We start from the raw sequence: 21,444 nt of genomic DNA on the forward strand, positions 1-21,444 counted from the left end.
CGAGCGCGGCCCGGCGGCGCCCGCTAAGTTCGGGCTCATGCGGGATCTTTCGCGGCTGCCCAAGGCGCATCTGCACGTTCACCTCGAAAGCACCATCCGGCCGGACACGCTCCGTGACCTCGGCGAGGCGAACGGCATCGCCGTACCCGCCGAACAACCCGTTTTCGATGGGTTCCGCGCGTTCGGCGACTACAACGGGCTGCTGCGGTCCTGCCTGCGGCGGCCGGAGGACTTCGAACGGGTGGCGCGCGAATTCTGCGAGGACCAGGTCGCGGACGGCGTCCGCTACGCCGAGGTCACCTTCACCGCGGCGGCGCACGGCGAACGGCTCGGCGAGCCGGACATGCCGCTGGTGTCCGTCCTCAAAGGACTCTCGGCCGGTGCCGCCGAACACGGGCTCCACTGGCGGGTACTCCTGGACCACTCCCGCCGCCGGTCCGTCGAACGCGCCCGGCTCACCCTCGACCTCGCCCGCCGGTACGCCCCGGACGGGGTGTTCGCGATCGGCCTCGCCGGGGAGGAGAAGTACCCGCTCGCGCCCTTCGCGGGAATCTGTGACGAGGCAGCCGAGGCCGGGCTGCGCCTGATCCACCACGCCGGGGAGGACGCCGGACCGGCCAGCATCCGCGAGGCGCTCGAACTCGGGCACAGCGAGCGGATCGGCCACGGCATCCGGATCCTGGAGGACGTCGCGCTGGTCGCCGAAGTGCGGGAACGCGGCATCGCGCTGGAGGTCTGCCCGTCGTCGAACGTGACGCTCGGGCTCGTGCCGTCGTTCGAGGAGCACCCGCTCCCCCGGCTGGTCGACGCCGGTCTCGTGGTCACTCTCAGCACCGACGTCCCCTCGGTCACCAGGACCACGCTCACCGACGAGTTCCTGCGTACGCGGGAGGCGTTCGCCTACGACGACCTCGCGCTCGCCGGTCTCGCCAGGGCCTCCGTCGACGCGTCCTTCGCGACCGCGGAACTCAAACGCGCGATGCACCAGGAGATCGACGCCTGGCTCCGCTGACGCGGGAGGGGTGGCCCGGCTCACCCGGGAGGCGGGCTCCACAAGATCTCCACATCCGTCACGTACCGTGGAGCCGGTGACCGCTTCGTCCCCTTCGACCCTGGATCTCATGGACCAGTGGCAACCACCGCCCAAGAAACGCGGCCCGCGCGGCTGCGTGATGCTCGCGCTCCTGGTCGTGGGCGCCTTGGTGGCCGGTGCCGTCTGGGTCGTGGTCAGCCTCAACGACCGTGAGCCGGTGCCGGTGAAGCCGGAGTTCGTGGTCCCCGCGCTCAAGCCCGCACCGCGGTCGGCGATCCCCGGCGACGCCGGGCCGCTGCCCGCGGAGCCCGCGAAGGACGCCTGGATCGCGAAGGTGTCGGAGAACACGGACATCCCCCGACGCCCGCTTCGGGCGTACGTGAACGCGGCCGAAAAAGCGCCCGCACGCTGCGACATCACCTGGGCGACCATCGCCGGGATCGGGCGCACCGAGTCCCAGCACGCCCGGCACGACGGTTCCCGTGCCGGCGAGGACGGCATCGTGACGCCGCCGATCATCGGCATCCCCCTCGACGGCTCGCCCGGTGTGCTGGCGGTCGTCGACACCGACAAGGGCGCTCTCGACGGCGACGCGAAGTGGGATCGCGCCGTCGGGCCGATGCAGTTCTTGCCCGCCACCTGGAAGCGGTACGGCGTCCGAGCGAGCGGTGACGGTGCCGCGCCGGACCCGCAGAACATCGACGACGCCGCGATGACGACGGCGCGGTACATGTGCGCGCGGGGCGGCGACCTCGGCAAGCCCGCCGGCTGGTGGTCCGCGGTGCTGACCTACAACAACTCCGCCCAGTACGGGCAGGAAGTGTTCAGCAACGCCGACGCCTACGGCAAGGCGGCGCTGAAGCCCTAAGCGGGCAGCAGCCGGGTGACCAGTTTGGTCAGCTGGTGCACGTTCCGGCATTCGTGCATCTCGACGACCTCCGCGTAGGCGTGCGCCTCGGAGTCGCCGGTGGACCACAGCGCCGTCCGTTCGGGGTTGAGCCAGTACGTATGCCTTGCCGCGGAAGCGATTCCGCGCACGGCGGCCAGATTCGGGTCGCCGCCGTTGGTCCGCGCGTCGCCGAGGATCAGCATGGACGTCTTGGGCCCCACGGCGTCCGCGTAGCGCTCGGCGAATTCGCCCAGCGCGTTCCCGTAGTCGCTGTGCCCGTCCCAGCGGGTGAGTTCGGCGTCGGCGAGGATGCGCGCGCCGAGGTCCTCCGGATCGGCGGCGCCGGTGTCGACGAGGTGCGTGATCTCGTCGCACGCGTCGATGAACGCGAACACCCGCACCTTGCTGAACTGGTCCCGCAACGCCTGGACGAGCAGCATGGTGAAGTTCGCGAACCCGGCCACCGAACCCGACATGTCGCACAGCAGCACGATTTCCGGCCTTCCCGGCCGGTGCCGCCGGTACGACGGCCGCATCGGGACACCGCCGGTGGACAGCGAGCGCCGCAACGTCCGGCGCAGGTCGATCTGCCCGCGCGCGTGCCGCCGTCGCCGGGCGGCCAGCTTGGTGGCGAGCTTGCGGGACAACGGCTGCACGACCCGGCGGAGTTCGGCGAGTTGCGCGCGGCTCGCGAGCAGGAAGTCGACGCGGTCGGCGGCGGGTGGGACGGCGTGGCGTGAAACCCGTTCCCTGCCACGGACTTCCGCCACCCGGCGGCGTGCTTCGGTGCGCACCAGGCCGCGGAAACCTTCGACCCGGCGGCGGACGTCGTCGCGTTCGAGCCGGTCGGTGAAGTCCTCCTGCGCGCCCGCGCGGATCGCTTCGAGCACGCGCACCACGAGCGTCTGCGGCTGGAGCCGGTCCAACGTCTGATGGGCCGACCAGCCACCGCTCCCCGCCGTGCCGCCGTACTCCCCCAGCATGTCGACGGCGAGCCCGGCCAGTTGCGTCAGCTCCGCCTGGTCGTTGGCGGCCAGCGCCGAGGCCAGCCGGTCACGCAACGCGGCCAGATCGTCGACCGGGTCCTGCGTCGGCGCGCCGACACCGAGCGGGAAGTAGATGTCGAACGTCGCGTCGAACACCGCGCGCTGACCGCCGCGACGGACCAGCGCCGCCGCGAGCCCTTCCCGCATCTGTTCGCGAGAAGCCAGGCCCAGCACCTCGAGTGCCGCGGCGGCGTCGACCGTCTCGCTGGGACCACACGGGATCCCGTGTTCCCGCAACGCTTCCACGAACTCGACGAGCCTGCCCGGCACGCCGCTCACGAGTCGAGGACCTTGCCGAGTTCCAGCCGCGCGTCCGCCTTCACGATGTCGTCCTGGTGTTTGAGGATGACGCCGAGGCTCGCGCGGACGACGTCGTCGCCGAGGCTGTCGGCGCCGAGCGCCAGCAGGGTCCGCGCCCAGTCGATGGTTTCGGCGACCGACGGCGCCTTCCGCAGTTCCATCGCCCGCAGCGCGGTGATCACCTTGATCACGGACGCCGCGAGCGCGTCGTCGACACCCGGCACCTTGAGCCGCACGATGCGCTGTTCCAGTGCCGCGTCGGGGAAATCGATATGCAGGAACAGGCAGCGCCGCCGCAGCGCCTCGGAAAGTTCCCGCGTCGCGTTCGAAGTCAGGACCACGAACGGCTTGCGCCCGGCGGTGATCGTGCCGAGCTCCGGGACGGTGATCTGGAAGTCGCCGAGCACCTCCAGCAGCAGACCCTCGATCTCGACGTCGGCCTTGTCGGTCTCGTCGATGAGCAGGACGGTCGGCTCGTCGCCCTTGATCGCCGTCAGCAGCGGCCTGGCCAGCAGGAACTCTTCGCCGAAGATGTCGTTGCGGGCTTCGTCCCACGTCTCGTCCTTGCCGGCGGTGATCCGGAGGAGCTGCTTCGCGTGGTTCCACTCGTACAGCGCGCGGGACTCGTCGACACCTTCGTAGCACTGCAGCCGCACGAGCCGGGATCCGCTCGCCTCCGCGACCGCCTTGGCCAGCTCGGTCTTGCCGACCCCCGCGGGGCCCTCGATCAGCAACGGCTTACCGAGGGCGTCCGCGAGGAACACCGTGGTGGCGACGGCCGCCGAAGCCAGGTAGCCGGTGTCGGCGAGCTTCGCCGTCACGTCTTCGACGGAAGTGAAGTACCCGGTCCCAGCCACGCGGCCTCCCAGCTCGATCGCCTACCCGGCCGACTCTACGTCGCGGATCCGCTTGGGCAGCAGGAACCCGACCGCGAAGGTGAGCAGCACCATCACCGCGACCACCCAGAACGTCCGCTGGGCGGCATCGGTCGGATCGGTGGTGCCCGCGTCGAAGAACACCGTGCCCAGCAACGCCATCCCCAGCGCGCCGCCGACCTGCTGAAGCGAGGTCAGCGCGCCCGACGCCGAGCCGGCCTCCGACGGTTCCACTCCGGACAGCGCGATCTCGAAGTACGGCCCCATGATCAGCCCGGAGCCGATCCCGACCACGAGCAGCGCGGGGGCGAGCTGCCACGGACCGGTCTCCGGGCCGAGGATCAGCAGCAGGGCGACCACTCCGGCGGCCATGATCAGCGCGCCGGTGTGCAGCACCTTGCGGCCGTGTTTGCGAACGGCCTGCACCAGGCCCATCCCGACGATCATGCCCAGCGACATCGGCACCCCGGACAGCCCGGCCTTGAGCGGCGAGAAACCGAGTCCGAGCTGCAGGTACAGCGCGAACACGAAGCCGAAGCCGGAGAACGCCGCGAAGTAGATCGTCCCGGTCGCCATCCCGGCGAGGAAGCTGCGCTTGCGGAACAGGCCGGGCTCGACCAGCGGGTCACCGCCGCGACGGCTCTTGCGCTTCTCGAACCACGCGAACACGCCGAACACCACGACCGAGGCGGCCATCATCGCGAAGATCCACAGCGGCCAGCCGTACTCGCGGCCCTGCACCAGCGGGAAGACGATCAGCAGGGCACCGGTCGTGGCGAGCAGCGCGCCGGGGATGTCGAGCTTGAGCGAGGGGCCGGGCCGGTTGGCCGGCAGGAACTTCAGTGCGGCGAACACGGCCGCCACGCCGATCGGGAGGTTGATCAGGAAGATCATCCGCCAGCCGGTGCCGAACAGGTCGGCGTCGACCAGCGAGCCCGCGAGGATCGGGCCGCCGACCGCGGCGAGCCCCATGACCGGGCCGAACATGCCGAACGCGGACTGCAGTTCCTTGCCGGAGAACATCTCCTTCATCATGCCGAGGCCCTGCGGGACCATCGCCGCGCCGAACAGACCCTGCACCACCCGCGCGGCGATGATCATCTCGGGGTTCACCGCGATAGCGCAGAACAGCGAACCCACGACGAAGCCGATCGCGCCGATCACGAACATGCGCTTGCGGCCGAAGATGTCGCCGAGCCGCCCGCCGGTGAGCAGGCCGGACACCATCGCGAGGGTGTACGCGACGCCGAGCCACTGGATCATCGCCGTGCCGCCGCCGAGCGAGGCCTGCATGACCGGTCCGGCGATGCTCGTGACGGTCATGTCGAGCAGCTCCATGACCGAACCGGTCAGGATCACGAACAGCGCGGGCCAGCGCCAGCGGTACGGCTTCTCCGTGAGGGCGTTTTCCGAGGTCACGCCGCTCGGGGTGTCCAGTGTCATCGTCATGAGGACAACGCTAAAGTCAATTCCGGCCACTTTCTGACCGGAATCGGAGCGAATCTGGATCCATGGCGAACACGAGTGCGCGGATGCTGCGGCTGCTGTCCCTGCTGCAGACACACCGCTTCTGGTCGGGGATCGAACTGAGCGACAAGCTCGAGGTGAGCGAGCGGACCCTGCGGCGCGACGTCGAACGGCTGCGCGAGCTGGGCTATCCGGTCAACGCGAGCCGCGGCGTGGCGGGCGGCTACCAGCTGAGGTCGGGCACGGTCATGCCGCCGCTGCTGCTGGACGACGAGGAGGCCGTGGCGATCGCGGTCGGCCTGCGGACCGCGGCGGGCGGCTCGGTGGAGGGCATCGAGGAGACGTCTGTCCGCGCGTTGACCAAGGTCGTCCAGGTGATGCCACCCCGGCTGCGCAGGCGGGTCGACGCGCTCCAGGCGTACACGACGCCGGCGGCCGTCACCGGTCCCCGGGTCAACGCGGCCAGCCTGACGGTGATCGCGCAGGCCTGCCGGGACGACGAAAGGCTCGAGTTCGACTACGCGGCACGAGGCGGCGAGGAGTCCGCGCGGCTGGTGGAGCCGCACCGGCTCGTCTCACTCGGACGTCGCTGGTACCTGGTGGCGTGGGACCTCGACAGGGTGGACTGGCGCACCTTCCGCGTCGACAGGCTCACCGAGCCGCGGACGACCGGAGCCCGCTACCGGCCGCGCGAGATCCCCGGCGGTGACGCGGTCAAGTTCGTCGAAGCCCAGATCAAGGCCAGGCCGACCACCCATTCGCTGGTCGTCCGGGTCGGGGCGCCGAAGGACCGGGTCGAGGCGGCGGTGCGGTACATCGGCGGCGCGCTCGAGGCGATCGACGAGACGTCCTGCCGCCTGACGATGAACGTCGACACCTTCGACTGGCCCGTGCTGATCCTCGCCGCCATCGGGGCACCCTTCGAGGTCGAGGCGCCTTCGGCGTTCAAAGATCACCTCGCGTCCGTCGCCGCCCTCTTCACGGCGGCTTCCGGCGGCTAGCATCGGGCCCGTGAGCACCTATGTCGCGGCCGAGGGCCGATACGAGAGCATCCCTTACCGCCGCACCGGGCGCAGCGGCCTGAAGCTGCCCGCCATCTCGCTGGGCCTGTGGCACAACTTCGGGCACGACAAACCGCTGGGCACGCAGCGGGACATCGCCCGGCGGGCGTTCGACCTGGGCATCACCCATTTCGACCTCGCCAACAACTACGGCCCGCCCTACGGCTCGGCCGAGGAGAACTTCGGCAGGCTGCTGGCGTCGGACTTCAAGCCCTACCGTGACGAACTGGTCGTTTCGACCAAGGCGGGCTACGACATGTGGCCCGGCCCGTACGGCGAATGGGGCTCGCGCAAGTACCTGCTGTCCTCTTTGGACCAGTCGCTCGGCCGGATGGGACTGGACTACGTCGACATCTTCTACTCGCACCGCTTCGACCCGGAGACCCCGCTCGAGGAGACCGTCGGCGCGCTCGACACCGCCGTCCGCTCGGGACGCGCCCTGTACGTCGGCATCTCGTCGTACTCGTCGGAGAAGACCGCCGAAGCCGCGCGTCTCCTGCGGGAACTGGGCACGCCGCTGCTGATCCACCAGCCGTCGTACTCGATGTTCAACCGCTGGCTCGAAGGCGACAAACTGCTCGACACCCTCGAGACCGAAGGCGCGGGCTGCATCGCGTTCTCGCCGCTGGCACAGGGCATGCTGACGAGCCGCTACCTCGACGGCATCCCGGAGAACTCCCGTGCCGCGCAAGGGAAGTCGCTGAACCCGGACACGATCACCGAGAACACGCTCGGCAAGATCCGGGCGCTGAACGGGATCGCCCAGCGGCGTGGCCAGACGCTGGCGCAGCTCGCGCTCGCGTGGGGCCTGCGCGACCCGCGGATGACGTCGGTGCTGATCGGCGCGAGCAGCGTCACCCAGCTGGAGGACAACGTCGGCGCGCTGAAGAACCTGCACTTCACCAACGAAGAGCTGGCCGAGATCGACCGCTACGCCACCGAGGCCGACATCAACCTGTGGAAGCGGTCCACCGACGGCGCCTAGACCGCACGTTCGGGGGCAGGTCCCGAAAACGCGTTGCCCCGTCGGCCGGCCGGGCCGAGACTGCGGACATGACGTTCGAAGAGCTGATCGCCGAAGGAGAGGCCGTCCCGGTCGAAGGCTGGGATTTCTCGTGGTTCGCAGGCCGGGCCACGGAGGAACGGCCTCCTTGGGGTTACTCACGGCTGCTCGGCGAACGGATGGCGGCGGCGAAAGCCGGGCTGGACCTGCAGACCGGCGGCGGCGAGGTGCTCGCGGGCATCCCGAAGCCGCCGCCGGTCCTCGCCGCCACCGAAGGATGGCCCCCGAACGTCGAGGTCGCCAGGAAAACCCTCGCGCCGCTGGGCGGCGAGGTGGTCGAGGCGGAGTACGACGCGCCTTTGCCGTTCCCCGACGAGTCCTTCGACGTGGTGAGCAGCCGCCATCCGATCGAGAACCCGTGGCGGGAGATCGCCCGGGTCCTGCGGCCGGGCGGAACCTTTCTGTCGCAACAGATCGGCGCCGGGACCGTCCGCGAACTCAAGGAGTTCTTCCTCGGCCCGCAGGACTACGGCGGCTGGACGCCCGAAGTGCTGCGCGCCGAGGCGGAAGCCGTGGGGCTGCGGGTGGACCGGCTCGAACCGGCGAAACTGCGGATGGAGTTCTTCGATCTCGCCGCGGTCGTCCACTTCCTCCGGAAGGTGATCTGGATCGTGCCGGGGTTCGAAGTGGACAAGTACCGCGACAAGCTCGCGGAACTCCATCGGATGATCGAGGCCGACGGGATGTTCGTGGCGCACTCACGGCGGGTGCTCGTGGAAGCCGTCAAGCCTGGCCACACGTTCGAGTGATCACCGGCGCCGGGGCTTGAGGCGCGCCGCTCGCGGATGCGATACCTGCGGGCGTGTCCAGCTCCGCACCGCGCCAGCTGGCGCTCACTTCCACCGCGCAGATCCTCGCCATGGGGCTGTGGTTCTCCGCGTCGAGCGTCGTCCCCGCCTTACGTGTCGAGTGGGCACTGTCCACTCAGGGCACGGTGCTGCTCACTGCTTCGGTGCAAGTCGGCTTCGCGGCGGGCGCGCTCGTCTCGGCCGTCGCCAACCTCGCGGACCGGCTCCGCCCCGAGCGGCTGCTGGCCGCGAGCGCCGCGACGGGCGCCCTCCTGACACTGCTCTTTCCCTTGTGCGGTAACCATTTCTGGCTCGCGATCCTGCTGCGGTTCGGCACCGGGATGGCGTTGGCCGGGGTCTATCCGGTCGGGATGAAGATCGTCGTGTCCTGGTTCCCGGAGAGCCGCGGCCTCGCGCTCGGCGTGCTGCTGGCCGCGCTCGCACTCGGTTCGGCGTCACCCCATCTGCTGGCCGGGAACCTTCCGGACTGGCGGACGGTCCTGGTCGTCGCCGCCCTTCTCGCCCTCGGCGCGGCGGCGCTGTCCGCGCTCTTCGTCCGCGTCGGCCCGGCCGCCCGGCGTTCACCTCCTTGGGAACCGCGCTACCTGCTCACGATGGCGCGCGACCGGCGGCAACGGCTGATCGCGCTCGGCTACTTCGGCCACATGTGGGAGCTCTACGCGTTCTGGACCTGGATCCCCGCCTACGCCGCGGCCGCGTCACAAAGCTCGGTGAGCCTGCTCGCGTTCACCGTCATCGGCGTCGGCGGGGCGGTCGGCTGCATGCTCGGCGGCGCGCTCTCGGACCGGTTCGGGCGGATCGACGTCGCGCTCGTGGCGCTGGCGGTCAGCGGGGCGTGCTGCCTGCTCTCGGCGTCCGTCTTCGACGCCCCTCCCGCGGTACTCGGCACGCTGCTGTTCGTCTGGGGAGTCGCCGCGATCGCCGACTCCGGCCAGTTCTCCGCCGCGCTGAGCGAAGCCGCGGATCCCCGCTACGTCGGCACCGCGCTCACCGCGCAGACGGCGATCGGTTTCCTGGTCAGCGCGCTGACCATCCAGGGCCTTCCGGTGCTCGCCGACGCCGTCGGCTGGCGGGCTGCGGCGCCGGTGCTGGCCATCGGGCCGCTGCTGGGCGTGGCCGCCATGGCCAAACTTCGCCGCCCATCGCTTGACCAAATTTCAAAATCAGTCATAAACTAGCCTCGTGACCGAGGACAGGCAGGAACGCGCCGAACGCATTCTCGACGCGGCCGCGGAGCTGCTCCTGCGCCACGGCTACCGCCGGGTGACCGTGGAAGATGTCGCCGAGCACGCCGGCGTCGGCAAGGGAACCCTTTACCTGCACTGGAAAACCCGCGAACAGCTGTTCCTCGCGGTGATGCTGCGCGAAGCGGCGCGATCCATCGAGAACCTGGCGCAGGCGATCGAAGACGATCCGGAGCTCACGCTGCTGCACCGGATGACCCGCACCCAGTTCCTCAACGTCGTGCGCAGGCCCCTGCTCCACGCGCCGTACCTCGCCGACTCCGGCGTGCTGGGGAAGCTCGCGGCGAAGCTCCACGACAACCAGGACCCCCGGCACCACGAGGCGTTCCTGGACTACCTGAAACTGCAGGCCGAGCACGGCCTGATCCGCACCGACCTCGAGGTCGAAGACCTGGCGATGGCGTATCAGGCCGTCCTGCACGGTTTCCTGCTCGCCCCGGCCGCGGACCCCGAGACCGCCGCCGACCTGCTGGCCGACACCGTCGCCCATGCCTTCCAGCCGACGGCAACACCGCCCGCCGCGAAGGTGCGCGCGGCGGCACCGGGCGCCATCGCCCTCTTCCGCGCGACCGCGGAAATCGACCGCGCCAACCTCCGGCGCGCTTACTGACGGGAGCCGCGCATGCGGACCGGAATCCTCCTCGACGAAATCGGGGTCCCCTTCGGCGACGTCGTCGCGCAAGCGAAAGAAGCCGCGCGGCTCGGCTACGACTCGATCTGGCTCGCGCAACGCGGCGGCTGGGACGCGCTCACCGCGTTGACGGCGCTGAGCGCGGCCGCCCCCGGTCTCGCGCTGGGCACCTCGGTGGTCCCCACTTACTCGCGTCACCCGATTTCCTTGGCGGCACAGGCTTTGACGCTGCAGGCCGCCACGGGGGCGCCGGTATCACTCGGTGTCGGACTGAGTCACCGGCCGATCATCGAAGGCCAGTACGGCTATTCCTTCGACCGTCCGGTCCGGCATCTGCGCGAGTACCTGCAAGCGCTCGACCCGTTGCTGCACCACGAAAAGGCCGACGTGCACGGCGAGACGCTGACCGCCGTCGGCACCGTCGAGGCACCCGGCGCCGAGCCGCCTTCGGTCCTCGTCGGTGCGTTGAGCCCGCTGTCGCTGAAGGTCACCGGCGCCCACTCCGACGGCGTGGCCTCGACCTGGGCCGGACCGCGCTCACTGGCGGAGTACATCGTCCCGACGCTGACGAAAGCGGCTTCGGACGCCGGGCGCGCGGCACCGCGGATCGTCACCGGGCAGCTGATCTCCGTCACCGACGACCCCGACGGGCCACGGAACTGGGTCGCCGAGACCTACGGCATGGCGGCGAACATCCCGGCGTACCAAGCGATTTTCACCCGGGACAGGGTCGACGGCCCCGGCGGGACGGTGATCGCCGGCGACGAGGAGTTCGTCCGGGCCCGGATCCGCGAACTCGAAGAGGCCGGTGCGACGGAACTGATCGTGATGCCGGTCGGGACGGCCGAAGAGCAAGCGCGAACCCGGGAACTGTTCGCCTGCCGCATCCCGACTGTACACAGTGGACACCTTCAGGCGGGCAAGTGTCCGATTGATTCCCATCTGCCCGCTTTGCAACAGGGGTCGTGAGTGGCAATGCGCGTTCTAACCCTCTTTATCACTCACGACCCCCTGGCAAACCACACATCGAGCTATCAACCGGACATGCAGCCGCCAGAGAGTGTCCCCTGTGGACACTCGGGGGAACGACTGGCATCCGCTGGCCGTTCCGGAACCACGCCGCGAAGGCCACCCTCAGCTTTGCAGCCAGGCGAAGGGCCCGTCATCGCAGAGGCTCGGTCACGCCACATTTGACTTACCCCTCAATAACCCGAATCGGCACTCACGAGCCCAGCCGCTCCAGGTGCTCAGCCGTCAGCGTGACCTCCGCGGCGGCGGGGTTCTCCTCCAGATGCGCGATCTTCGCAGTCCCCGGGATCGGGAGGATCACCGGCGACCGCGCGAGCAGCCACGCGAGCCCGACCTGCGCCGTCGTCACCCCGAGTTCTTCCGCGACGGCGGCGATCCCGGCGGTGGCGTTCGACGCGGCGCCGAGCACCGGACGCCAAGGCAGGAAAGCGATCCCGGCCGCCTCACACGCGTCCAGCACCGCTTCGTACTCCCGGTCCACGAGGCTGTAGCGGTTCTGCACACTCGCGATGTCCACGATCTCCCGCGCCCGCGCGAGTTCGTCCACGGTGACCTCGGACAGCCCGATCCGGCCGATCTTGCCTTCGTCGCGCAGCTCCCGCAGCGCGCCGAGCTGGTCGGCCAGCGGGGTTTCGGGGTCGATCCGGTGCAGTTGCAGCAGCTCGATCCGCTCGACGCGCAACCGCCGCAGTCCCTCGTCCACCTGCACGCGCAGGGAATCCGGCCGCGCGTCGTACTTCCAGTCGTCCCCCGTCCGCACGACACCGACCTTGGTGGTGACCACCAGATCGTCCGGATACGGGTACAGCGCTTCGGCGAGCAGTTCCTCGTTGGCTCCCCCGCCGTACAGATGCGCGGTGTCGATCAGCGTGATGCCCAGTTCGACCGCCCGCCGGGCGACCGCGATCGCGTCCTCGCGCCCGGGACCGGATTCGGTCGGCAAGCGCATGGCGCCGAAGCCGAGGCGGTGTACGGGCAGGTCTCCGCCGATGGCGAACTCGTCCATGGGGGAAACCTAGCGCAGCGGATCCCGCGGAGAGGGCAGATGCGAAGTATCCGGGAACATGTGGAGCGCGCGCAGGGCCGCGCCGAGTTCGGCGATGTCGGCGGGATCGGTCAGCGAACGGCCCAGTTCCTCGGTGATCCGCTTGAGGCGATGCCGGATGGTGTTGGGGTGACAGAACATCCGCTCCGACGTCAGTTTCGTGGAGCCCTGGCATTCGAACCACGCCCGTAACGTCAGCAGCAGCACGTTCCGGTCGTCACCGGGCAGGTCCAGGATCGGCCGCAGCACGTGGTGGGCGAGCTGGACCGACGCCTCCGGCGCGCTGGCGACGAGACCGGCGAGCGGGGATTCGTTGAACTGCACCATTCCCGTCGTCCCCGGCGTCATGCTGGAGAGCGCGACCCGCGCGAGGTGCAGCGCGCGGGAGGTGTTCCCGAGACCGGTGAACACCGGGCTGACGCCGATGCGGCCGATCGAGCTCTCCCGCAGCAACTCGATGATCACCTGGGACGCCGACGGATCCCGCATCGACACGACGCCGACCTGAAGATCCGGGGTGAGCCGCCAGGCGGAGGCGTGATGCCGGTCGCGGAGCCGGTTTTCGATCTGGGGCAACGGTTCGTGCCCGACGCGCGGGGTCTCCGCCGCGACGACCACATAGGTCCCGTCGAGCGACAGTTCCAGCACGCGCGCGATGTCCCACAGCGTGCCCTCGGTCGCGGCGCCGCCGGCGAACAGCGCCTCGACCAACGCGGAGCGCCTGCTTTGGTGCGCCAGCATGACTTCGGCGGTGGTGTCGCGGTAGGTCGTCGTCAGCGCCTCGGCGTAGTCGTCGATAAGCGCCCAGATCGCCGACGTCGCGGCGACGAGGCCGCGAAGATCCTGGTGTTCGCCCGAAGCGGTCAGTTCGACGAACCGGTTCCACACCTCGGTGAGGCCGATCCGGTACGCCCGCAGGAGTTCCGGCAGCGGCGCGCCCTGCAGCGCCCGCGCGCGCCCGGTCGCCCGCGCCTGCGCGAGGTCGGGTTCCTCCGAGCCGCGCAGGGTCCGCATGACGAACTCGAGGTTGTTCCGCACCGAGGTCCGCAGTTCGGCCAGGGAGACGAACTGCGCGTCGTGGTACACCGGCATTTCGGCGCGGATCTGCCCGACGGTGGTGTCGATGAGCGCGGGCAGCTGTTTTTCGACTTCGACGGCCAGTTCGGCGACGACGGCGGCCGAGCCTTCGCGGAGCACTGTCGTGTAGTGCATGGGCGTCCTCCGGGGCAGGGACTCCTCGTCGAGCCCCTGGGGACGTCATCTAACACGACTAACCCGGAAGTGGCCTGCCGAAGCCGAAAAGCTCCGCTGGTGCGGCGAAAATGTCTACTTTTCGCCGCACCAGCGGGAATTCACATCTTCGCGGCCGCACTCTTGATGGCTTCGCGGATCCGGAAGTAGGTGCCGCACCGGCAGACGTTCTGGATCGCGTCGATCTCGGCGTCCGTCGGGTTCTTCGTCTTCTTCAGCAACGCCACCGCGGCCATGATCTGTCCCGGCTGACAGTAGCCGCACTGGGCGACGTCCTGCTCCAGCCAGGCCTCCTGCACCGGATGCAGGTCCTCACCGTCGGCGAGGCCTTCGATGGTGGTGACGTCCTTGCCCGAGCAGTCGGACACCGGCGTGACGCACGGGTTGAACGCCTCGCCGTCGAGGTGACTGGTGCAGGCCTTACAGACGTTGATCCCGCAGCCGTACTTCGGGCCGCGGACGCCGAGCTTGTCCCGCAGCGCCCACAGCATGGGCAGATCCGCGGGAGCGTCGACGGTGACGGTCTTCCCGTTCACCGTGAAGGTGTAGTTGGGCATCGGAACTCCTTGGCGGGGAAGGAAGGTCAGCGGGGGAAGGGCTCGAAGTCGATCGGGAAGTTGATCGGGAAGCTGCGCGGTTTGATCCCGGTCGCCCGCGCGTAGGCGTTCGCGATCGCGCCGACCGGCGCGGGTACGCCGAGCTCCCCGGCGCCGCCGATCTCACCCGTCTCGGGCATGACGAACACCTTGACGTCCTTCGGCGAGTTCTTCTGGCGCGCGTAGTGGAACTGCGAGTAACTGCCCTCCAGCGGCAGCCCCTTGTCGATGTGCAGCCCGGCGGTGAGCGTCGTGGAGATGCCGTCGGTCAGGCCGCCGAGCATCTGCGCCTCGATACCGCGCGGGTTGATCGGCTTGCCGACGTCGACCGCGATGGTCGCCTTGGTGACACGCGGGTTCTTCGGGTCGCGAGCGTCCATTTCGACCAGGCAAGCGGTGTACGACTTGTACTCGCCGTGCACGGCGACGCCCTGCGCGAAACCCTTGGGCATCTTCTTGCCCCACTCGCCGAGTTCGGCGACCTTGTCCAGCACCGCGCGCTGCCGCTCGTTCTTGATGAACTCGCGCCGGAACGCCACCGGGTCCTTGCCGAGCTTCGCGGCGATCTCGTCGACCATGATCTCTTCCGCGCCGCGCGTGCTCGACGAGTACACCGACCGCCAGGCGCCGGTGTGGAAGTCCACCGGGACCTCGTTGAGCAGCTGTGTGGTGACACCGAAGTTGTACGGCGACTTCACCGTCAGCAGGAACACCGTCTGCGCGAAGCTCAGGTTGCCGCCGACCGGCAGTTCCGCGGCGAAGGCGGTCAGCACCTCGCCGAGCCCGTGGCCCCAGTCGGTCTCCACGCTCGCGACCCGGTGTTCGAAGCTGAGCACCTGGCCGAGCGCGAAGGTGGCGCGGATCTTGTGGTGGCTCGCGGCACGGGCGCGGCCGTGGCGCATGTCGTCGATCCGGCTCCACATCAGCCGCACCGGGCGCTTCATCGCCTTCGAAATCCGCGCGGCTTCGATCGCGCCGTCGGAGAACAGCCTGCGGCCGAACGACCCGCCCGCCTGCTGGACGTGCACGGTGACCTTGTTCACCGGCAGGCCGAGTTCCGCCGCGATGTTCTGCTTCGCCAGGATCGGGACCTTCATCCCGGACCAGATGGTGGCGCCGTCCGCGCGGACGTCGGCGACCGCCGAGTTGGTCTCCAGCGGCGCGTGGCTCGCGAAGGCGAAGTCGAACTCGCCGTCGACGTACTGGGTCAGCAGCGGCGGGACGACGAACGGCAGCGCCGCGGCCTGCAGCTTCTTCTTGATCGTCGCGTTGTTCTCGCCGTCGACGGTGCCGCCGTTCCAGGTGACGTCGAGGGCGTTCTTGCCGTCGAGCGCCTGGCCGAAGGTCTCGGCCAGCACCGCGACGCCGGTCTTGATGACGGCGATGTCGATGATGCCCGGCATCGCGCGGACGGCGGCCTCGTTGTTGACCTTCTTGACCGTGCCGTTGATCGTCGGCGGGCGGCGGACCATGGCCGGCTTCGCGCCGGGGATGTCCAGGTCGAGCGTGTACTTCAGCTGCCCGGTGACCATCGCGCGGGCGTCCTTGCGCGACTGCGGCGTGCCGACCAGCTTGTGCGCGGACTCGGCTTTCGGGGTCACCGTGAGCTTCCCCAGGTCGGCGCGGGCGGCGGGCTTGGACAGCGCGCCGTATCCCATCCGGCGGCCGTCGGGCGCGATCACCGAACCGTCCCTTGTGGACAGACGATCGGCCTTGGTGCCCCACTGCCGCGCCGCGGTCGCGACCAGGCGGGCACGGGCGGCCGCCGCCGCGGTCCGCACCGGGGTGTACAGCGAACGCATCGTGTTGGAGCCGCCGGTCAGCTGGTTGAACAGCAGTTCCGGGCGGGCGTCGGAGAGCACGACGTCGACGCGGTCGAGCGGCAGGTCCATCTCTTCGGCGACGAGCATCGCGTTCGCCGTGGTGATGCCCTGGCCGACCTCGGTCCGCGGCAGTTCCAGCCGTACGCGGCCGTCTTCGCGGACTTCGAGCACGAGCAGACCGGCGGTGGGGGCGTTCGAAAGGATCAGGACGTCGCCGAGGTCGAGGATCTCGGCCGGTCCGGGCAGGGTCGGGATGACCGCTTCGGCCTCTTCGGGGGCGAAGCCGTCGATACCGATCTTCGTGGCGATCGTGAGGGTGGGCGCGGCGACGAGGAAGCTCAGGAACCGGCGGCGGCCGAGGCCGCCGGGGTCCTGCTCTTGGGTTCCAGTGGTGGGACTGGCCATCGGGAAGATCCCTTCGAGAGCGCGCGGTGAAGGCGGGGACCCTCGCGCGGCCTGGGGTCGGATGGCGACACGCTAGGCATCGGCATTCGGCCTAGTCAACGCGGAGTAGTCGGGTCAGCCCATCTGTGTGACGAGGTGACAGCGAAGGGCCCCAAATGTGTGCCGCGCCACAGCGAGACCGCAATTAGTCCTCTGGTTGCGGTACTTGCGGGGCGTCAGATGGAGTCGCGCTCCCGGCCTGCTTCGAGCAGGTCTTCGCGGGCGCGGGCGATGCGCGAGCGCACGGTGCCGACCGGGCAGCCGCAGATCTCGGCGGCCTCGGCGTATGACAGCCCCAGCACCTGGGTGAGGACGAGGACCTCACGCCGTTCCGGGTCGAGCCCGTCGAGCAGCATCCGCAGCTCCACGAGGTCTTCGAAGCCCGCCACACCCTCCGCCTGACGGGCGCCGCGACGCTCGGCGGTGGCTTCCCAGTCGACGTCGGCGAGCTTCGGGCGCGCCGAAGCCGCCCGGATGCGGTCGACGACCACGCGGCGCGCGATCGACAGGAGCCAGGTCCGCGAGGAGGACCGCCCCGCGAACCTGCGCAGGCTGCCGAAGGCGCGCAGGTACGTCTCCTGGGTGAGATCATCGGCGGCGCTGACGTCGGCGAGGTGTGCGACGAAGCGCCAGACGTCGGCCTGGGTGGCCCGCACCCAGTCCTCGAGCGCCCGCCGGTCGCCGCGGGCGGCGTCGAGAGCGAGCGCGGTCACCCGCTCGTCGTCGTGGTTGCGCGCCCCGGCCATACGAGAAACGTAGCAGCGTCCCGGGAACCGGGGCAGGCCCGCGCCCGACAAGTGAGATGTGAAGTGCGAGACTTGCCGTGAGGCCCTGTCGGCCCGGCTCGACGGCGAAACCGAACCCGCCCCGCCCGAGGCGGTCGACCGGCACGTGGCCGGCTGCGCCGCCTGCCGTTCGTGGCTCGCCCGCGCCGAACGGCTGCACCGCACGCTGCTGGTCCGGCCCGCTCCCCCGGTCCCGGACCTCACCGCCCTCATCATGGAGCGCACGCCCGCCCCGCCGAGCGAGGGCTGGCCCGCCAGGATCGCGCTCGCCCTGGTCGCGATCGCGCAGCTCGGACTCGCCTTCGCCCAGCTGCTGGGGGTCGAAGACCACGGCGCCGGACACGGCGCGGAAACCCTGGTCGGGCACCTTTCGCACGAGAGCAGCGCGTGGAACCTCGCCGTCGGCGTCGGACTCGGCTGGGCGGCCTTCCGCACGAAGGCCGCCGCCGGGCAGCTGCCGGCGCTGACCGGTTTCGTCGCGCTGCTGCTGGCGTTGTCGGCGGGCGACCTCGTCACCGGGCAGGTCACCGCCGGGCGCGTGCTGACCCACGGCCTGGTCGTCCTCGGCCTGGTGCTGCTGTTCGTGGTGAACCGCCAGCACCGCCTGCGCACCCGCCCGAGCCCCGCGACGACGGCCGACAGCCCCGATTCGTACTCCACGGAAACGGACCACGAGACCGGCGAAGCCCCCGAACGACCCCGCCAGCACAAGGGATTCCGCCGCCCGGCGAGCCGCCACGTCGCCTGACCGGAGGTTGCCCCGCTTGGTCTAGACCATTTCCGGTCACTGGGAGCACCCGTCCGGACACCGGGTGAATCACCGGATTTCGCGCGCGGCGTGCGCGAGTTGCGGCCCGGACACGTTTACTGTCACCGAGAACCACCGAATGTAAACCTTCTTGCCCTTTTCGGGCCGGACCCGATTACTTTGGTGGGAACACTTTGGTTCGACAGGAGGCGAAGCTCGTGGTTGGCGCAGAAAGTCCGCCCGTCGGCACCCCCGCCGGGATGCGGAAGATCAATCAGCGCGCCGTGCTGGACCTCCTGCGCCGCAGCGGCCCCGCGACGCGGCCGCAAGTCGCCAAGGACACCGGTCTTTCGAAACCCACGGTGAGCCAAGCTTTACTGGCGCTCGAAGCGGCCGGTCTCGCCAGGGCGACCGGGCACACCTCCACCGGCACCGGCCGGTCCGCCGTCCTCTACGAAGCGGATCCCACGGCCGGTTACGTCCTCGGTGTCGACATCGGACGCGAGCATCTCCGCGTCGCCGTCTCGGATCTCGGCCACACCGTGGTCGCCCGGCGTGACGAGCGGAACACCTCGCGTTCGGGCACCGCGCTCGTCAGCGCCGTGGGCGCCCTCGCCGCGGCGACAGTGCGCGAAGCGGGACTGAGCCAGGCCGACATCGTCGTACGCGTCCTGGGCTCCCCCGGCGTCGCGGATCCGGCGAAACGCTGCTTCCGGCACGCGCCGAACCTGCCCGGCTGGGGCAAGGCGGGCCTGCTCGACGAGCTCGAAGGCGTCCTCGGCCCGGACCTGATGGTCGAGAACGACGCGAACCTCACCGCCGTCGGCGAATGGGAACGCGGTGCCGCGCGCGGCGCGTCCGTTTTCGGCTGCATCACCATCGGCACCGGCGTCGGCATGGGCGTGATGGTCAACGGCGAGGTCTTCCGCGGCGCGACGGGCGCGGCGGGCGAAATCGGCTACCTGCCCTACGGCCAATCGCACGCGGCGGACGCCCCGCCGGTCCGCGGCCACCTCGAAGAGGCGACGGCGGCACAGTCCGTGGTCCGCGGCGCGCGCGAACTCGGCCTCGGCACGGCGAAATCGGCCCGCGAGGTCTTCCGCCTCGCCCGCGACGGCGACGAACTCGCCCTGCGCGCCGTCGAGGCGGAGGCGGACAGGCTCGCCTACACGGTGGCCTCGGTGGCCGCGGTGATCGACCCCGAACTGATCGTGCTCGGCGGCGGTATCGGCACCGCGGCCGATCTGCTGCTCGACCCGATCGACCGCGCCCTGCGGTCCTTCACCCCGCTCGTCCCGTCGGTCGTCCAGGGCGAACTGGGCGACGACGGCGTGCTGACCGGCGCGATCAGCGTCGGGCTGCGCGCCGCCGAGGGCCTGGTCTTCGAACGGAAGGTCGGCGCGGCCTAGGCCGTTTCCCGCCGCCAGGCCTTGCCGCCCGCGCTGACCCGCCACGGCGTCAGGCGCAGGACGGTGAGGTCCGGGTCGAGCGGGTCTTCGCCACCCATGATCTTCGGGTCGAAGCCCAGCGGTTCCGGCGTTTCCGACGCCAGCCGCCACAGGTGCCGCCGCGTTTCCTCGTCGTCGGCGTAGTCGGCGCCGCATTCGGCGACGGCGACCTCGTGCGCCGGATCCCAGTACGAGCACGAGACGAACGGCGTCCGCGCCAGATGCGCTTTCTTCAGCGGCGTCGGGCGGGTGAACAGGTGCCCGACGAGCTCGCCGTCCCGCTCCTCCCAGATCGGGTGCACCACCCGCGACCTCGGCCTGCCCCGCCTGTCGACCGTCGCGAGCGTGCACCAGACGACGCGATGCGCGACGCGGACGAACTCCGCCACCACGTCCGGCGGCGGCGTGCTACATTCCACAACCATGGTTGTGCATCCTACGCCGTCGAACCTCGACCTGTCACTCGTCTCGCTGTTCGCGGGCTGGGCGATGGGCGACGAGATCCAGCGGCGGCTGACCGCCGACGGACTCGGCGAGCCGCGCTTCAACGACGGCGTCGTGTTCCAGCACGTACTCGCCGGGCCGCTGTCGATCTCCGCGCTCGCCGAACGGATGGGCGTGACCCAGCAAGCGGCTTCGAAGGCGGTCGCCGATCTGGAACGGCGGGGCCTGCTACGGCGCGAGCCCGATCCGGCCGACGCGCGGACCCGGCTGCTGCATCTGACGGACCAGGCCGAAAACACCGTCGAAGCGGCACGGAAACACCGGGCCGCACTCGAAAAAGAACTCGTCGCGGAGTTCGGCGAGGAACGGATCGCGGACGCGAAGTTCTTGCTGGCGGGAATCCTCGGCCGTTACGGCGATCCGGAAGCGATCCGCGGCCGCCGGATCCGCCCGCCGCGGTGAGCCATTACCTCCGCGGTAATCGACGACGGCGAATCCGCGCGGAACGATACCCGCATGACCACAGCCAAGAAGATCGTCCTCGACTGCTTCGAGAACCTTTTCGTGCACAAGGACTTCGCCGCCGCGGGCGCGAACGTGCACCCGGATTTCCGCACCCACAGCCCGGGTCTCCCCTCCGGCCGTGACGCTTTCGTCGAAGCGATCCGGAATTCACCGCTCGCCGGCGCGGACGTCTCCGTCAAACGCGTGATCGCCGACGACGATCACGTCGTCGTGCACCTGCACGTCGTCCCGGCAGGCGACGAACACGGCGCGGCCGTCGTCGACATCGTCCGGGTGGCGGACGGGCTCATCGTGGAGCACTGGGACGTCAAGCAGCCGGTCCCGCCCGGCGCCGAGATGTTCTAGGGCTTGATGATCAGGCAGGTGCTCGACGCGGTCGCGAGCACCTTGCCCTGCCCGTCGCGGATGTCGCCCTCGGCGAACGCGACGCGCGAACCGGCCTTCACGACCCAGCCGTGCGCGCGGATCTCCCCCACCGAACCGGAAATGGCGCGCAGGTAGTTCACCTTCAACTCGACCGAGGTGTAGCCGACCCCGGCGGGCAGGGTCGAATGCACCGCGCACGCCACCGCCGAGTCCAGCAGGGTCGCCGCGACACCCCCGTGCACGGTCCCGATCGGGTTGTACAGCGACTCGTCCGGCGTCGCCGCGAGCACGACGTCGCCTTCGGCCACGCTCACCCAGCGCATGCCGAAATGCGCCGAGATCGGCGGCGGCGGGATCCGCCCTTCGGCGATCCCCGACAGGTACTCCAGCCCGGAAAGTTCCAGCCCGAGCCTGGCGGTGGGCAGCGGATCCTGCCAGGTCACGGTCTTCTGCCTGGTCTCCCCGGTGACGTCGACGGTCATCCGTACCTCCTAAGACGATCGTCCTAGACTTGACTAAGAC

The 21,444-nt window shown here is 70.0% G+C and carries 22 protein-coding genes; 12 read left to right on the forward strand and 10 right to left on the reverse strand.

Features of this window, described 5'->3' with window-relative positions:
- The first annotated feature begins 37 nt into the window (after positions 1-37).
- Positions 38-1,012, forward strand: coding sequence for an adenosine deaminase (gene add, locus ACLJPX_RS10225; RefSeq protein WP_410599856.1), 975 nt, complete (start codon positions 38-40; stop codon positions 1,010-1,012).
- 76 nt (positions 1,013-1,088) lie between these two features.
- On the forward strand, positions 1,089-1,901 hold the full coding sequence (locus ACLJPX_RS10230) for a lytic murein transglycosylase (RefSeq protein ID WP_410599857.1): 813 nt from the start codon (positions 1,089-1,091) through the stop codon (positions 1,899-1,901).
- On the opposite strand, the gene ACLJPX_RS10235 is transcribed toward ACLJPX_RS10230, so the two are convergent.
- From ACLJPX_RS10235 to ACLJPX_RS10245, 3 genes are read right to left on the reverse strand one after another with little or no spacing between them, the layout of a single operon-like run.
- Positions 1,898-3,247: a vWA domain-containing protein gene (locus tag ACLJPX_RS10235; RefSeq protein ID WP_410599858.1), complete on the reverse strand. Its 1,350-nt coding sequence runs from the start codon at positions 3,245-3,247 to the stop codon at positions 1,898-1,900. The two genes, ACLJPX_RS10230 and ACLJPX_RS10235, sit on opposite strands and share 4 nt — an antisense overlap.
- Positions 3,244-4,125, reverse strand: coding sequence for an AAA family ATPase (locus ACLJPX_RS10240; RefSeq protein ID WP_101609354.1), 882 nt, complete (start codon positions 4,123-4,125; stop codon positions 3,244-3,246). The genes ACLJPX_RS10235 and ACLJPX_RS10240 overlap by 4 nt, the downstream gene beginning before the upstream one ends.
- Positions 4,126-4,146: 21 nt before the next feature.
- Positions 4,147-5,592, reverse strand: coding sequence for an MFS transporter (locus tag ACLJPX_RS10245; RefSeq protein WP_410599859.1), 1,446 nt, complete (start codon positions 5,590-5,592; stop codon positions 4,147-4,149).
- 62 nt (positions 5,593-5,654) lie between these two features.
- On the opposite strand from ACLJPX_RS10245, the gene ACLJPX_RS10250 reads away from it, so the two are divergent.
- The 6 genes from ACLJPX_RS10250 (at position 5,655) to ACLJPX_RS10275 (ending at position 11,387) form a co-directional block, all read left to right on the forward strand.
- Positions 5,655-6,611, forward strand: a complete 957-nt coding sequence (locus ACLJPX_RS10250) for a helix-turn-helix transcriptional regulator (RefSeq protein WP_233223694.1) — start codon at positions 5,655-5,657, stop codon at positions 6,609-6,611.
- 10 nt (positions 6,612-6,621) lie between these two features.
- A complete protein-coding gene (gene mgrA / locus ACLJPX_RS10255; RefSeq protein ID WP_410599860.1) occupies positions 6,622-7,656 on the forward strand; it encodes an L-glyceraldehyde 3-phosphate reductase in 1,035 nt (344 codons plus the stop codon).
- Positions 7,657-7,724: 68 nt separating this feature from the next.
- Entirely contained in the window at positions 7,725-8,483 is a 759-nt protein-coding gene (locus tag ACLJPX_RS10260) for a class I SAM-dependent methyltransferase (protein ID WP_410599861.1), read from the forward strand.
- 53 nt (positions 8,484-8,536) lie between these two features.
- Positions 8,537-9,721 (forward strand): MFS transporter, encoded by a 1,185-nt coding sequence (locus ACLJPX_RS10265; RefSeq protein ID WP_410599862.1) that lies wholly within the window; start codon positions 8,537-8,539, stop codon positions 9,719-9,721.
- 4 nt (positions 9,722-9,725) lie between these two features.
- Positions 9,726-10,397, forward strand: a complete 672-nt coding sequence (locus ACLJPX_RS10270) for a TetR/AcrR family transcriptional regulator (protein ID WP_410599863.1) — start codon at positions 9,726-9,728, stop codon at positions 10,395-10,397.
- A 12-nt stretch (positions 10,398-10,409) separates the two neighbouring features.
- Positions 10,410-11,387: a TIGR03564 family F420-dependent LLM class oxidoreductase gene (locus ACLJPX_RS10275; RefSeq protein ID WP_410599864.1), complete on the forward strand. Its 978-nt coding sequence runs from the start codon at positions 10,410-10,412 to the stop codon at positions 11,385-11,387.
- 253 nt (positions 11,388-11,640) lie between these two features.
- On the opposite strand, the gene ACLJPX_RS10280 is transcribed toward ACLJPX_RS10275, so the two are convergent.
- The 5 genes from ACLJPX_RS10280 to sigC all read right to left on the reverse strand — a co-directional run bounded on the left by ACLJPX_RS10280 (position 11,641) and on the right by sigC (position 17,352).
- A complete protein-coding gene (locus tag ACLJPX_RS10280) occupies positions 11,641-12,453 on the reverse strand; it encodes an aldo/keto reductase (protein WP_410599865.1) in 813 nt (270 codons plus the stop codon).
- A gap of 9 nt (positions 12,454-12,462) precedes the next feature.
- On the reverse strand, positions 12,463-13,704 hold the full coding sequence (locus tag ACLJPX_RS10285) for a PucR family transcriptional regulator (RefSeq protein WP_410599866.1): 1,242 nt from the start codon (positions 13,702-13,704) through the stop codon (positions 12,463-12,465).
- A 140-nt stretch (positions 13,705-13,844) separates the two neighbouring features.
- Positions 13,845-14,300: a (2Fe-2S)-binding protein gene (locus ACLJPX_RS10290; protein WP_005155104.1), complete on the reverse strand. Its 456-nt coding sequence runs from the start codon at positions 14,298-14,300 to the stop codon at positions 13,845-13,847.
- A 26-nt stretch (positions 14,301-14,326) separates the two neighbouring features.
- On the reverse strand, positions 14,327-16,567 hold the full coding sequence (locus ACLJPX_RS10295) for a molybdopterin cofactor-binding domain-containing protein (RefSeq protein WP_410599867.1): 2,241 nt from the start codon (positions 16,565-16,567) through the stop codon (positions 14,327-14,329).
- A 215-nt stretch (positions 16,568-16,782) separates the two neighbouring features.
- On the reverse strand, positions 16,783-17,352 hold the full coding sequence (gene sigC, locus ACLJPX_RS10300; RefSeq protein WP_101609364.1) for an RNA polymerase sigma factor SigC: 570 nt from the start codon (positions 17,350-17,352) through the stop codon (positions 16,783-16,785).
- A 58-nt stretch (positions 17,353-17,410) separates the two neighbouring features.
- On the opposite strand from sigC, the gene ACLJPX_RS10305 reads away from it, so the two are divergent.
- On the forward strand, positions 17,411-18,139 hold the full coding sequence (locus ACLJPX_RS10305) for a zf-HC2 domain-containing protein (RefSeq protein ID WP_410599868.1): 729 nt from the start codon (positions 17,411-17,413) through the stop codon (positions 18,137-18,139).
- Between the two features lie 218 nt (positions 18,140-18,357).
- Positions 18,358-19,548, forward strand: a complete 1,191-nt coding sequence (locus ACLJPX_RS10310; protein WP_101609366.1) for an ROK family protein — start codon at positions 18,358-18,360, stop codon at positions 19,546-19,548.
- Here ACLJPX_RS10310 and ACLJPX_RS10315 read toward each other — a convergent pair.
- On the reverse strand, positions 19,545-20,012 hold the full coding sequence (locus ACLJPX_RS10315) for a pyridoxamine 5'-phosphate oxidase family protein (RefSeq protein ID WP_410599869.1): 468 nt from the start codon (positions 20,010-20,012) through the stop codon (positions 19,545-19,547). The genes ACLJPX_RS10310 and ACLJPX_RS10315 overlap by 4 nt on opposite strands.
- Between ACLJPX_RS10315 and ACLJPX_RS10320 the strand changes: the two genes are divergently transcribed.
- Both ACLJPX_RS10320 and ACLJPX_RS10325 read left to right on the forward strand, forming a co-directional pair.
- Positions 20,011-20,493 (forward strand): MarR family winged helix-turn-helix transcriptional regulator, encoded by a 483-nt coding sequence (locus ACLJPX_RS10320; protein WP_410599870.1) that lies wholly within the window; start codon positions 20,011-20,013, stop codon positions 20,491-20,493. The genes ACLJPX_RS10315 and ACLJPX_RS10320 overlap by 2 nt on opposite strands.
- A gap of 54 nt (positions 20,494-20,547) precedes the next feature.
- A complete protein-coding gene (locus tag ACLJPX_RS10325; RefSeq protein WP_410599871.1) occupies positions 20,548-20,901 on the forward strand; it encodes a nuclear transport factor 2 family protein in 354 nt (117 codons plus the stop codon).
- Here the strand turns inward: ACLJPX_RS10325 and ACLJPX_RS10330 are convergent.
- Positions 20,898-21,404: a PaaI family thioesterase gene (locus ACLJPX_RS10330; protein WP_101609370.1), complete on the reverse strand. Its 507-nt coding sequence runs from the start codon at positions 21,402-21,404 to the stop codon at positions 20,898-20,900. The two genes, ACLJPX_RS10325 and ACLJPX_RS10330, sit on opposite strands and share 4 nt — an antisense overlap.
- Between the last annotated feature and the right edge of the window lie 40 nt (positions 21,405-21,444).

The sequence above is a fragment of the Amycolatopsis sp. lyj-90 genome (assembly GCF_046549035.1).
Taxonomy (GTDB): Bacteria; Actinomycetota; Actinomycetes; order Mycobacteriales; family Pseudonocardiaceae; genus Amycolatopsis.

Coding starts and splice junctions, on each gene's coding strand:
- sigC (WP_101609364.1), bottom strand. CDS start 17,352: ATGGCCGGGGCGCGCAACCACGACGACGAGCGGGTGACCGCGCTCGCT.
- add (WP_410599856.1), top strand. CDS start 38: ATGCGGGATCTTTCGCGGCTGCCCAAGGCGCATCTGCACGTTCACCTC.
- ACLJPX_RS10330 (WP_101609370.1), bottom strand. CDS start 21,404: ATGACCGTCGACGTCACCGGGGAGACCAGGCAGAAGACCGTGACCTGG.
- ACLJPX_RS10320 (WP_410599870.1), top strand. CDS start 20,011: ATGGTTGTGCATCCTACGCCGTCGAACCTCGACCTGTCACTCGTCTCG.
- ACLJPX_RS10290 (WP_005155104.1), bottom strand. CDS start 14,300: ATGCCCAACTACACCTTCACGGTGAACGGGAAGACCGTCACCGTCGAC.
- ACLJPX_RS10315 (WP_410599869.1), bottom strand. CDS start 20,012: ATGGTTGTGGAATGTAGCACGCCGCCGCCGGACGTGGTGGCGGAGTTC.
- ACLJPX_RS10260 (WP_410599861.1), top strand. CDS start 7,725: ATGACGTTCGAAGAGCTGATCGCCGAAGGAGAGGCCGTCCCGGTCGAA.
- ACLJPX_RS10280 (WP_410599865.1), bottom strand. CDS start 12,453: ATGGACGAGTTCGCCATCGGCGGAGACCTGCCCGTACACCGCCTCGGC.
- ACLJPX_RS10285 (WP_410599866.1), bottom strand. CDS start 13,704: ATGCACTACACGACAGTGCTCCGCGAAGGCTCGGCCGCCGTCGTCGCC.
- ACLJPX_RS10250 (WP_233223694.1), top strand. CDS start 5,655: ATGGCGAACACGAGTGCGCGGATGCTGCGGCTGCTGTCCCTGCTGCAG.
- ACLJPX_RS10325 (WP_410599871.1), top strand. CDS start 20,548: ATGACCACAGCCAAGAAGATCGTCCTCGACTGCTTCGAGAACCTTTTC.
- ACLJPX_RS10245 (WP_410599859.1), bottom strand. CDS start 5,592: ATGACGATGACACTGGACACCCCGAGCGGCGTGACCTCGGAAAACGCC.
- ACLJPX_RS10275 (WP_410599864.1), top strand. CDS start 10,410: ATGCGGACCGGAATCCTCCTCGACGAAATCGGGGTCCCCTTCGGCGAC.
- ACLJPX_RS10295 (WP_410599867.1), bottom strand. CDS start 16,567: ATGGCCAGTCCCACCACTGGAACCCAAGAGCAGGACCCCGGCGGCCTC.